Raw genomic sequence first — 12,141 nt, forward strand, 5'->3', positions numbered from 1 at the left:
TCCGCGAGGGATGAACAGATCGGCACGGCCGGGTCGTACGGCCGTGCCGATCTGACCGTTCGGAGCAGGGCGCCGGACCCGCCCGCCATTACTGTGGGTAACCATGCAACCCGATCGCGACCGGTATTTCGATACTCTCCGAGCGGTCGCCATCGTCCGCGTGATCCTCTTCCACGCGTTCCCGTTCGCGGCACTGGAACTGATCTTCCCGTCCATGGGCGTGATGTTCGCGCTGGGCGGCTCGCTGATGGTCAGGTCGCTGGACCGCAACGCGCCGCGCGCGGTGGTCAACCGGATCCGGCGGCTGCTGCCGGCACTGTGGGTGATGGCGCTGATCCTGGTGCCGGTCATGCTGCACCACGGCTGGTCGGACCGGCCGTCCTGGCCCAGGCTGCTGCTCTGGATCATCCCGATCGCCGACCCGCCGGCCAGCGAGTTCGGCTGGTCCGCGGCGGGCGTGCTCTGGTATCTGGTCACCTATCTCTGGCTGGTGCTGCTGTCGCCGCTGCTGCTGCGCCTGTACCGCCGCTGGAACCTGCCGACCGTGCTGCTGCCGCTGTTCGGGCTGCTGCTGCTCACCGCGTACCCGGCCACGTTCGGCGACACCGCCGGCTGGGTCGTGCAGAACGTGCTCGCGTACGGCACCTGCTGGGTTCTGGGCATGGCCCACCGCGAGGGTGACCTCGCCAAGCTCAAGCCGGCGCTGGTGATCGGCATCGCGCTGGCCTGCGTGACCGGCGGGCTGGGCTGGGCGTACACCCATCCGGGCGAGAACGGCGTCGACCTGACCGGGCTGCCGGTGGCGTACGCGATCTACTCCATCGGTTTCGTGCTGGCGCTGCTGCGCTGGTCGCCGAGCATGGCCTGGCTGGGCCGGGTACGCCCGGTGGACGGCTTCGTCTCGATGGTCAACAACCGGGCGGTGACCGTCTACCTCTGGCACAACGTGGCGATCACCTTCGCGGTGGCGCTGTTCGACCCGCTCAAGCTGTGGCGCATCCCGACCCAGGGCCTGGAGTACCTGGCCGACTTCTCGCTGGCCATGGCGGCACTCGCGGTCGCCGTGCTGGCCCTCGGCTGGGTCGAGGACCTGGCCGCCCGGCGCCGGCCGCGGATCTCACCGTTCGTGAAACGGGTCGGGTATCCGCCGGCGCGGGGCCGGGCGTCGGTGCCGGTTACCGCCGCCGGCTGAACGGCGCGACCGTGACCCGGTCGATCAGCGGGGCGTAGGCCGAGCGCAGCAGCACGTCCGGCCAGGTGTCCGAGGCGTAGGTGGTGCCGTCGAAGTTGGGCAGTTCGGCCGAGGCGAACCGCACCGTGTTGGTCCCGCGCTTGAGCTGGACCGGCACGGTGAGCTCCCAGAAGTTGTTGTCGTGGAAGCTGTGCGGGAACGACACCCGTTGCGGCGCTCCCCCGTTGATCGTGAGGTCCGCGTGCCGGACCAGCGGGTCCGGGTTGTAGTGGGTGGCGACCGCCTGCTCCGGGTTGGCGTAGCGGACGCGCAGCGCATAGGTGCCGGTGGACGGCGCGGTCACGGTGAAGGTGAGCGTGTTGGCGTTGCCGGGTTCGCCGCCGACGCCGGTGACCACCTTCTGCCCGTCCGCGAGCGACCTGGCCGCCACCGCGGCGGTGCCGGCGAGTTGGGCGTCCTCGGCCTGGTAGACGGTGGCCGGCAGATCGGCCGGCCGCACGTCCAGGCGGTCGAGCACCGCACCGCGGGCCGAGCCGGTCACGGTGATCTTGTTGATACCGCCGGAGAGCGAGACCGTTCCGGACACCGCGATGCCGTTCACCGTCACGACGGCCGTGCCGCTCCGGAGCCGGGCCTTCAGCAGCGCGCCGGCGTCGGCCTTCGAGTACACCCAGAACGTCGCGGTGCCGCCGCGGCCCAGCTCGACGCCGCCGGGCACCGTCCTGGCCCCGCGGGCCAGGTCGGCCAGCTCGGCCTCGTAGCTCGTGGTGGCCGGCTCGGGCTGGGCGAGGGTGATCCGGTCGACGATCGCGTCACCCTTGGTGACCCGGGTGCCGTCCAGGCTCTTCGCGGCCAGCGAGATGACATGCCGCCCGGCGGTCAGCTCGACCGTCGTGCCGGCGTGGTCCCAGACCACCCACTTGTAGCCGAGCGGCAGGTGGATCTCCTGCTCGGCGGCGCCGTCGACGCGCAGGAACACGTTCGTCGGCCCCTGCTCCTTCACCGGGTCGAAGGTGTTCAGCGAGTTCGCGAACACGCTGAGGTCGTAGCGGCCGGTGGCGGGCACGTCGACCGTGAAGTCGAGCACGCCGTCGCTGCCGGTGCGCAGGCCGCCGACGTTGAAGCCGCCCGAGGTGTAGAACTTCGAGACGTCCGCCGGCGAGCCCTCCGGTCCGTTGCGGCTGTACCCGCCGCCGGTCCAGGTGGCGTCCTCGGCCTCGAAAGACCCGCGCCACAGCGCCGGGACCTGCTCTTTCTCCCTGCCCGGCGCCAGGATGATCTCGTACGCCGAGGACTCGGTCAGTTTCGGCAGGTCTCCCGTGCCGAACTCCAGCACCACCGCGCCGTCGACGACCTTGAGATTCTGCTCGGCGAGCAGCCGCGGCTGGGCCGAGTCGCCGATCTGGCCGGTCCACGGGATCTCCCGGATCCAGGCGTGCACGCCGCGGCCGAACACCTTGGCCGGCACGTTCGCGAACCGGACGTAGCCGGCGCTGGTGGCGCCGCCGATGATCGCGCGGGCCTGCTTCTTGGCCCGGTCCAGCGTCGCCACTCCCTGCAGGGTGTAGTTCTGGCCCGGGTACGGCGGGGTGACCCGCACGGTGTGGCCGGTCATGCCGCCGTACGCGTTGTACAGCCACCACTGCCCGTTGCCCCGGTTGGCCTGCACCGCCGAGTCGGACAGGTTGCCGTCGATGTTCCAGTACGCGATGTCGGCGTCGACCTTGGACTCCTCGATCGCCGAGATCCACTGGATCATCTGGCCGGGCACCGACGTGTGGTAATTGAAGGCGTACTCGTTGATGTTGATCGGCAGTTGGCGCCCGTCGAGGATCTCGGCCTCCCAGGCCCGGTACTGCGCCACGCTCTCGCGCACCTTCTCGGGGTGGCTCAGTTCGTGCCAGGTCATCACGTCGGGCACGGTGCCGGCCGCCACGGAGTGCTCGAGGAAGCCCTTGACCTGGCTGTAGAGCACGCTGGTGTTGGGGCCGGCGATCCGCGCGTCCGGCATCCTGCTCTTGATCAGGCGGTAGAAGTCGTCCCAGGCGGCGAAGTAGTCGGCGGGGTCGGTGAGCCAGCTGACCCCGTTGTAGCTCCACTCGCCGGTGCCGAACATGTTGCCCTCGGGCTCGTTGAACGGCACGAAGACGACCCGCTGCTGGTACTTCTCGTCCAGGGTCAGCACCTGGTCGACCTGCTTGACGATCTTTTCCCGGTACGTGGCCAGCTTCTCCTGCGGCGTGCTGCCCGGCCACTGGTACGGGAAGCCGCGGTGGATGTCGGTCATGTAGATGTACGTGTCGCCGCCGGTGCTGTCGGCCAGCGGCTGCACCACCTCGAGCGCGTCGGCGCCGGGGTGCTGCGGGCCGTCCTGCGCCTTGGTCGAGACGGTGCGCAGCCGCATGCCCTCGATCAGGTTGTTGGTCGGCACGCCCGGGCCGTACAAGCCGTACAGCGACCCGGACGCGCCCCCGTGGAACGCGCCGGTGTCGGTGGCCAGGTCGACGGTGAGCTCGCCCTCGCGGATCACCGTGACGGTGGCGGTCACCGGGGTGTCTGCCGCGCTGCCGGTCACGGTGAAGGTGCCGCGCTGCGCGTACTGCGCCGGGTCGACGGACGGCCAGGTGATCGGCACGTCGCGGTCGTAGTCGTCGGAGAACCGCGCGCGGACGGTCGCGGGCAGGTCGGGCGCGGTGCCGATGGTGGTGCGCACCGCGAAGGAGGTGGAGGCCAGTCCGGTCACGGTCGGGACCTTACCGCCGTACTCGGTGGCCACCTGCTCGGCGGTGAGCGCGGCGGCGTACACCCGGAAGTCGTCCACCGCGCCGTCGAACAACGGGTCCGGATAGAACGAGCGCCCGATGAAGCCGGCGCCGGTCTCGCCGCCGGCGAGCAGGCTCGCGGCGGTCACGGTGGTGGCGGCCGAGGCGACCGCCACGCCGTCCAGGTACGTGGTGACCCGCCCGGCCGCGGTGTCCAGGGTGACCGTGATCGTCTTCCAGGCGTTCGCGGGCAGCGCCGCGGCGCCGGTCACCTGGGCCTCGCCGCCGGCGAAGCTGGCGGTCACCGCGGTGCGCAGCCGGCCGTCGCCGTTGTACGGCGTGGTGAACAGGTAGCGGCTGGTGTCCTTGCCGAGCGCGTAGATCCACTGCCAGGGCGCGGTGGTGCCGTCCCAGCGCACCCGCGCCGAGACGGTCAGGTCGGTGCGTCCCTCCAGGACCGCCCGGGGCAGAGAGACGTACGCGCCGGTGGAGGTGGGCGCCCCGCCGGGAAGTTGCAGGGCCTGCCCGTCGCCGGCACCGTCGACCACCGAGGCCGTGGCGCCGTTGACGATGGTGCCGTCCAGCCCGTTGCCGGACCGGTCGGTGACCACTCCGGAGGCCGGGTCGACGCCGTTGAAGTCGTAGGCGAGTACCGGTTCCGGAACCGCGGGGGCCGCCCGGGCCGGCACGGCCGGTGTCAGGGCGACCAGCAGGGCGGCGGCGAAGGGCAGGAGACGTCGTGGCATGCAGCTCTCTCCAACGCGAGGAGGCAATCGATTTCCTCGCCATTGCGGGGGCGAGCGTCGGCCACGTTACGGTTGCGAAACAGCGCACGTCAATATAGTCGGAAAAGGTTTTCCTGTGCGCCGGGGACGCGGACCCACCTGAACCTCCCCCGCTGGTTCAGACGGGTCCGTCCCCGGCTACTACCACCGTGGCGGATCCCACCGGAACCGGCCAGGACGCGAACCGGAACTTCTTCGGTACTTTGCAGTCTGGAGGTGTTCCGTGTTCGGTGAACTGGTCCGTACCCATCGGCGCCGGCTCGGCATGACCCAGGAGGATCTGGCTGAGCACGCCGGGGTGAGTGTGCGCAGCGTGGGCAAGTGGGAGAGCGGGCGGATCGCGGCGCCGCGCCTGTTCACCGTGCGCCTGCTCGCCGACACGTTCGGGCTGCAGGGCGAGGAGCGCGACCGGTTCTGCCGGTCCGCGACCGACGAGCAGCCGGAGACGGACATCGCGCCCGCCCAGCTGCCACCCGACCCGGCCGGGTTCACCGGCCGCGACGCCGAGATGGACAGGCTGACCCGGCTGCTCTCCGCCGACCAGCCGCTGGGCGTCCTGATCTCGGCCGTCTCCGGCACCGCGGGCATCGGCAAGACCGCTCTCGCCGTGCATTGGGCACACCGGGTCCGGGACCGCTTCCCCGACGGGCAGCTGTACGTGAACCTGCGCGGCTTCGACCCGGCCGGCACCCCGGTGCCGCCCGGCGAGGCGCTGCGCGGCCTGCTGGACGGGCTGGGCGTGCCCCCGCTGCGGGTGCCGGAGCCGCTGGCCACCCGGGCCGCGCTCTACCGCAGCGTGCTGGCCGGCCGCCGGATGCTGATCCTGCTCGACAACGCGGCCGACGCCGAGCAGGTGCGCCCGCTGCTGCCCGGCGTACCCGGCTGCCTCGTGGTGGTGACCAGCCGCGACCGGCTCACCGGCCTGACCATCTCGGACGGCGCCCAGCCGGTCCTGCTCGACGTGCTCAGCCCGGCCGACGCGCGCGGCCTGCTGGCCCGCCGGATCGGCACGGCCCGGGTGCAGGCCGAGCCCGGGGCCACCGACCAGATCGTCGACGCCTGTGCCCGGCTGCCGCTGGCCCTGGCCGTGATCGCCGCCCGGGCCGCGGCCAACCCGCACTTCCCGCTGTCCGCGATCGCCGGCGAGCTGCGGGCCGGCGACTCCCGGCTGGACGTGCTGGCCGGCCCCGACCCGGTCACCGACGTGCGGGCGGTGTTCTCCTGGTCGTACCGGCGGCTCAGCCCCGGCGCGGCCCGGCTGTTCCGCCTGCTCGGCCTGCACCCGTCGCCGAACATCGGCACCGCCGCCGCGGCCAGCCTGGCCGGCCTGCCGCCCGCCGAGGTCCGCCCGCTGCTTGCCGAACTCTGCGCGGCCAGCCTGCTCACCGAGCCGCAGCCGGGCCGGTTCGAGAGCCACGATCTGCTCCGCGACTACGCCCGCGACCTGAGCGACGTCGACGACGAGGCCCTGCTCCGGATCGTCGACCACTACCTGCACAGCGCACTCCGGGCCGACAAGCTGCTCAAGTTCGACCGGGTCCGGATCGGCGCCGAGCCACCCGAGCCCGCCGCGGGAGTCACCCCGGCCGTGGTGACCGACAACGTGGCCGCGATGGCCTGGTTCACCACGGAGCGCGCCACCGCCCGGTCCACCCTGGAGGCCGCGGTGGCGGCCGGCCTCGACCTGCGCGTGTGGTGGCTGGCCTGGGGGATGAACAGCTACTACAACCGCCTGTGGGACAAACACGACTGGCTGGACTGCCAGCGGGCCAGCCTGGCCGCGGCGCGCCGTGCCGGCCAGCCGGCGCTGCTGGCCAACAGCGAGTACACCCTCGGCTACGCCAGCCACGAACTGGGCGACGTGGTCAGCTCGCGCCGGCACCTGACCGCGGCGCTGGCGCTGTACGAGCAGCTCGGCGACCTGAGCGGCCGGGCCATGGTGCACCTCAACCTGGGCATCGTGGCCCGCAAGGAGGGCGACTACGCCGAGGCCCTGGCCCAGGGCGCCAAGGCCGGCGAGCTGTATCGCGCCGCGGGCTCCCGCGTCGGCGAGGCCCGCTCGCTGAACAACATCGGCTGGTGCTACCTGACCATGGGCGAGTACGAGAAGGCGCTGGACCACTGCCAGCGCGCGGCCGAGATTCACGAGTCCGGGGGCAGCCTGCTGGGCGCCGCGCACACCTGGGACAGCGTCGGCAAGGCGCATTACCACCTGGGCGACATCGACCAGGCACTCGAGTGCTACCAGCGCTCCCTGGACATCTTCGTCAGCCAGTGCGACCGCCAGTACATCGCGATCATCCTGGACCACATCGGCGACGCCCACCAGGCCGCCGGCAACCACAAGGCGGCCCGCGAGGCGTTCGTCGAGTCCCTGGCCATCCTCACCGACCTGGAACACCCGGACGCCGAGTCGGTCCGCGCCAAACTCTCGGTCCGCGAGTTCCGAGCCCGCCCGATCCCCGGCACCCGGAAGGCAGTGGTCCCCCAGGCAGCCGACAGCTGAAAGGCTTCCGGGCGGGGCTCGGATCGGACGCCGGCTCTGTCGGAGTGAGGTGGGTGGGGTGGGGCGGTCGCCCGGCGTTCCGCTGCGCCGGGCGACCGCGACTCAATCAGGGACGGGTACCGCCGGTCGTCGCCGTGCCGGCCGTGGTCGTCGCCACCTGGGTGCCCGACAGGGTGCCGCCGGTGTACAGGTTGCCGCCCAGCGCGGTGCCGGACGTCGAGCCGCCCGTGTAGATCGCGTACGTCGTCCCCCGGCTGATCTGGTTCGACGAGAAGAAGACGCCGCGGAAGGTCTTCGCGGGCTGGAACGACGCGATCTGCTGGCCGCCCGTGGTGGCCACGTGCACCACCGTGTTGGCCGCCGTGTTGGCGCTCAGCGTCACCGACACCCAGCCCTGGCCCGAGCTGGGCAGCCGGGCCGTGGAGGCGCTGATCCCGGTGGACAGCACCGTGCCGCCGGTGATGGTCAGCGCGCCGCTCGCGTCGATGCCGCCCTCGCCGCCGCCGCGGGTGGCCGAGCCGCTGCTCACCGTGGTGCCGCCGGTGATCGAGATGGCACCGTTGGAGTCCAGGCCGTCGGTGCCGCCGCTGGCTGTCAGCACGCCGCCGCTCACCGAGATCAGCGCGTTGGCCGAGGTGCCCTCGCCGACCGCCGGGTCGGAGGCGTTCACCGCGTCGTCGGTGGACGTGGCCGCGATGGAGCCGCCGGTCACGAACACCTTCAGTCCCTCGACGCCCTCGTAGGACCGGGTGACCGTGGTGGTGCCGCCGTTGACGTTGACGTTGACCTCGGCGTGCACGCCGTCGTCGCCGGTGGCCACCGTGGTGGTGCCGCCGTCGATGGTCAGCGACGCGTCGGAGTGGATGCCGTCGTCGGAGGCGTCGATGGTGTTGCGGCCCTCGCTGATCACCACGAGGGTGCCGGCCTTGAAGCCCTTCGCCGACGTCTCGCCGGGGGTGACCGTGCTGCCGCCGCCGGACTTGGCCGTGGTGGTGCCGCCCGAGACGATCACGTCGGTGAAGCCGTAGACCGCGTCGCCGGTGGCCGTCGCGGTGACCGTGCCGTTCGCGATCGACACGTAGCCGCGGGTGGCGTCCTCCTCGTTGTCCGCCTTCAGGCCGTCGCCGCCGGCCGTGGCGTTGACCGTGCCGCCGTTGACCACGACGTAGTCCTTGCCCCGGATGGCGTCGTCCTTGGCCGTCGCGGTGATGTTGCCGGCCGCGATGACCAGGCCGTCCTCGCTGGTGATGCCGTCGTACGCGTTGCCCGTGACGACCAGCGTGCCGTTGCCGAAGATGGTCAGGTCGGCCGCCGAGAACAGCGCCGCGTTCGGCTCGGTCACCCCGGGCGGGTAGACGTACGTGGTCGCGTCGGTGAGCCGGTTCGTGGTGCCGTCCTGGAGCACCACCATGGCCTCGTCCGCCGCCACGATGTTGATCGCCGAGGACGTGTTGTTGGTGATCGTGACGCCGTTCAGGATCAGTCGCACCATGCCCGTACCGGTGCTGTTGACCACGATCTGGCCGTTGGTGAGCGTGCCCGAGAAGCGGTACGTGCCGGCCGCGTTCACCGTGACCGTGCTGCCCGAGACCGTGACGTTCGGACTGGTCGTGGTCGCGCCGCTGCCGGTCAGGGTGACCGCCGCGACGGACGACTCGGTCCAGGTGTGGTCGGCGGCCTCGTCGTGGTGCGCCTGGTTGGCGGCCAGCGCCGCGGCCGCCGCCGGCCCGGCGAGCAGCGTCGTGACCGGCGGCGCTTCGGCCGCACCGGCGATCGTGGTGCCGCCGACCCAGGCGGCCAGGGCCGCGGTGGCGGTGAGCACGGCGGGCGCGACCACCCGGGGTGAGCGGCGGGGCGAGGTGCTTGACATCGTTGTGGTGTCCTCTGATGGGTGGGGGTTTCCTGCCGCGGGAGGCGCCGGGCAGGGTGGATCACCGCCCCGGGTCTGCGTTCGGCGGGGCGGGATGGAGCGATTTATCTATAGGGCGGCGACGGGCACCGGGACGAAATGCCGGCGTAGCGTGCGCCGCCAGGGCGCGGCGGGCAGGTCCGGGCGCAGCGCGGCCAGTCCGGTGGCGTACTTGCTGATGCTGACCGGCCGGTGACCGCGCGCCCACAGCATCCGGTCGACCGGCGAGGCGGCCGAGCCGGTCTTGGTCTCGACCACCGCGATGTCCGGCACGCCGAGCATGCGGCCGTCGACGTCGGTCCAGGTCAGGTCGGTGTCGATGGTCGCCCGGGAGTGGCCGGCCGGCTGATAGAGCGTGGTGCGCCGGTAGTGGGTCAGCAGGGTGGGCGCGAAGTTGAGGTCGGGCCGCTCGCCGAGCACGCTGTCCACGAACGACCGGCCGGGTTCGACGGTCTCCTCGTGGCTCATGTGGTAGGGCAGCCGGCTCTTGACCGTACCGCCGCGATAGCCCTCGGTTTTGACCTCGAGGAAGCACAGCTCCGAGTCGAGGTAGGTGCGGGTGCGGACCTTGAAGCGGCGCCGCCGCCGGTGCGCGGTGAGCCGGAAGCTGACCAGGTCGGGGGTGTCGAAGTAGACCGACTTGTAGTTGAAGATCCGCATCCCGGCGATCTCCAGCACCCGGGTGGCCCGGTCCAGGTGCGGGATCAGCGCGTGCGCGGCGGCCAGCGGCAGCACGTACTTGCGATCCACCCGGACCTGGAGTTCCGCTTTCTCGGTCAGTTCGGTTAGCGAGATCGGGTCGAGCCGGGCGAGCGCGTTCACCGGGCGACCCCGGCGAACTCGGCCTCGCGGGTGGCGGCGTGCTTGCGGTCGATGGAATACCGCACCTCGACCGTGGTGGTCTCGTTGACCAGGTCGATCCGTTCCACCGTGGCGGCGTGCACCCGGGCGCCGAGGATCCGTTCCAGCTGGGCGACCAGCGCCACGTGGTCGGTGATCGCGGTGTCCAGCACCAGGATCTGCCGGCGGTACGAACGCAGCAGCCGGGGATGGTCACCGAAGTACATCACGACCAGGATCAGGCCCATCAGCGCCGGGCAGAGCCAGGCCGGCCCACCGCTGAGCGGCCCGAGGATGCCGAGGGCGAGCGCCGAGAAGTAGTACGCCACCTCGTGCTGATCGAGCTCGGTGGACCGCAGCCGGATGATCGACAGCACACCGAACAGGCCTAGCCCCAGGCCGGCACCGACCGTGCTGGAGCTCAGCGCCCCGGCCACCGCGAGCACACCGACGTTGACTCCGAGGTAAGCCACCACCAGATCCCGGCGGCGGTGCCGGGGAAAGTAGAGGCCGAAGACCAGGATGGTCACCGCGACGAGATCGATCGCGAACAGCGCGAGCCGGGGCATGTGGGGGCATCCTCCTGGGCGGCGGACCGGCGGCGCGGGAGTGAATCACCGCCGGACCGTGGGTAACGAATAGATGAACGTAAATCTACGGTAAGCCCTCCCGACCCCGAATGAACCTCATAAACAGCTCATAACTTTCTGTGGTTGTCCTTTTCTGGAGGCCGGTCAGCCGCGGCTCAGCGCGGAATGCCGCCGGCTGTACGCCAGGTAGATGATCAGGCCGATCAGGAACCACACGCCGAACCGCAGCCAGGTGACCGGCGACAGGAACGTGATCAGCCAGAGTGAGAAGATCACCCCGATCACCGGCACCACCGGCATGGCCGGCAGCCGGAACGCCCGCGGCGCCTCCGGCCGGGTGTAGCGCAGCACGATCACCGCGATGCAGACCACCACGAAGGCGAGCAGGATGCCGATGTTGGTGAGCTCGGCCGCCTCCCGGATCGGCAGGAACCCGGCGATCACCGCCGACGCGACACCCGCGATCCAGGTCACCCGGGCCGGCACCCGCCGCACCGGGTGCAGGTGGGCGAACCAGGACGGCAGCAGCCCGTCGCGGCTCATCGCGTACCAGACCCTGGTCACTCCGAGCATGAAGGTGAACATCACGGTGAGGATGCCGACGATCGCACCCACCGCGATCACGTCGGCCAGACCGGCCAGACCGACCGAGAGGAACGCCGTGGAGAACCCGCTCTCCGGGTCGATGTCCTGGTAGTTCTGCATGCCGGTGAGCACCAGCGTGGCCAGCACGTACAGCACCATCGAGATGGCCAGCGACCAGAGGATCGCCTTGGGCAGGTGCCGCCGGGCGTCCCGCGACTCCTCGGCCGCCGTGCTCATCGCGTCGTACCCGAACACCGCGAAGAACACCGTGGCCGCGCCGGTGATCGCCCCGCCCACGCCGAACGGGAAGAACGGCGTGTAGTTGTCGGTGTTCACATAGAAGACGCCGACCCCGATCACCAGCAGCACCACCGCGACCTTGATCGCCACCACCACGGTCTCGAAGCGCGCCGCCGCCCGGATGCCCATGTTCAGCAGGAACGCGATGAACAGGCAGAGCAGCAGCGCGAACAGGTCCACCACGTGCCCGTCCCCGGTCCCCGGCGCGCCCAGCATCCAGGCCGGCAGATCCAGACCCAGCTCGCCGACCAGGAACGAGAAGTAGCCCGAGATGCCGATCGCCACCACCGACACGATCGCCGTGTACTCCAGCAGCAGGTCCCACCCGATGAACCAGGCGACCATCTCACCCAGCACCACGTAGCCGTAGGTGTAGGCCGAGCCCGCCTTCGGGATCATGCCGGCGAACTCGGCGTAGGACAGCGCGGCCGCCGCCGAGGCCACCCCCGCGATCAGGAAGGACAGCACCACCGCGGGCCCGGCCGTCTCGTTGGCCACCGCGCCGGCCAGCGCGAAGATCCCGGCCCCGATGATCCCGCCCACGCCGATCGCGGTCAGCTGGAACAGCCCCAGCGTCCGGGTCAGACCGCCCTCACCCTCGTCCGAGACGTCCTCGATCGGCTTCCGCCGGAACATCCCCTGCGTCGACATTGCCCTCTCCCCTCGACAAAC

Annotated in this window: 7 protein-coding genes; 2 read left to right on the forward strand and 5 right to left on the reverse strand. The window is 71.2% G+C overall.

The features are described from left to right. The first annotated feature begins 103 nt into the window (after window positions 1-103). Window positions 104-1,192, forward strand: coding sequence for an acyltransferase family protein (locus Ari01nite_RS44045; RefSeq protein WP_203790079.1), 1,089 nt, complete (start codon window positions 104-106; stop codon window positions 1,190-1,192). On the opposite strand, the gene Ari01nite_RS44050 is transcribed toward Ari01nite_RS44045, so the two are convergent. Further along, on the reverse strand, window positions 1,176-4,700 hold the full coding sequence (locus Ari01nite_RS44050; protein WP_203790081.1) for a LamG-like jellyroll fold domain-containing protein: 3,525 nt from the start codon (window positions 4,698-4,700) through the stop codon (window positions 1,176-1,178). The two genes, Ari01nite_RS44045 and Ari01nite_RS44050, sit on opposite strands and share 17 nt — an antisense overlap. Before the next feature lie 262 nt (window positions 4,701-4,962). Between Ari01nite_RS44050 and Ari01nite_RS44055 the strand changes: the two genes are divergently transcribed. After that, entirely contained in the window at window positions 4,963-7,245 is a 2,283-nt protein-coding gene (locus Ari01nite_RS44055; protein ID WP_203790083.1) for an ATP-binding protein, read from the forward strand. Between the two features lie 106 nt (window positions 7,246-7,351). Here Ari01nite_RS44055 and Ari01nite_RS44060 read toward each other — a convergent pair whose 3' ends face one another. The 4 genes from Ari01nite_RS44060 to Ari01nite_RS44075 all read right to left on the reverse strand — a co-directional run bounded on the left by Ari01nite_RS44060 (window position 7,352) and on the right by Ari01nite_RS44075 (window position 12,120). Then, the gene (locus Ari01nite_RS44060) at window positions 7,352-9,115 is read right to left on the reverse strand and encodes a carbohydrate-binding domain-containing protein (RefSeq protein ID WP_203790085.1); all 1,764 of its coding nucleotides are present in this window, start codon (window positions 9,113-9,115) and stop codon (window positions 7,352-7,354) included. A gap of 108 nt (window positions 9,116-9,223) precedes the next feature. Beyond that, complete coding sequence (locus Ari01nite_RS44065; RefSeq protein WP_203790087.1) at window positions 9,224-9,976, reverse strand: polyphosphate polymerase domain-containing protein; 753 nt, start codon at window positions 9,974-9,976, stop codon at window positions 9,224-9,226. Continuing rightward, window positions 9,973-10,563, reverse strand: a complete 591-nt coding sequence (locus Ari01nite_RS44070; protein ID WP_203790088.1) for a DUF4956 domain-containing protein — start codon at window positions 10,561-10,563, stop codon at window positions 9,973-9,975. Before Ari01nite_RS44070 ends, Ari01nite_RS44065 begins: the two co-directional genes overlap by 4 nt. Before the next feature lie 165 nt (window positions 10,564-10,728). Beyond that, complete coding sequence (locus Ari01nite_RS44075; RefSeq protein ID WP_203790090.1) at window positions 10,729-12,120, reverse strand: amino acid permease; 1,392 nt, start codon at window positions 12,118-12,120, stop codon at window positions 10,729-10,731. Window positions 12,121-12,141: the final 21 nt, after the last annotated feature.

Source organism: Paractinoplanes rishiriensis, from assembly GCF_016862375.1.
Classification (GTDB): domain Bacteria; phylum Actinomycetota; class Actinomycetes; order Mycobacteriales; family Micromonosporaceae; genus Actinoplanes; species Actinoplanes rishiriensis.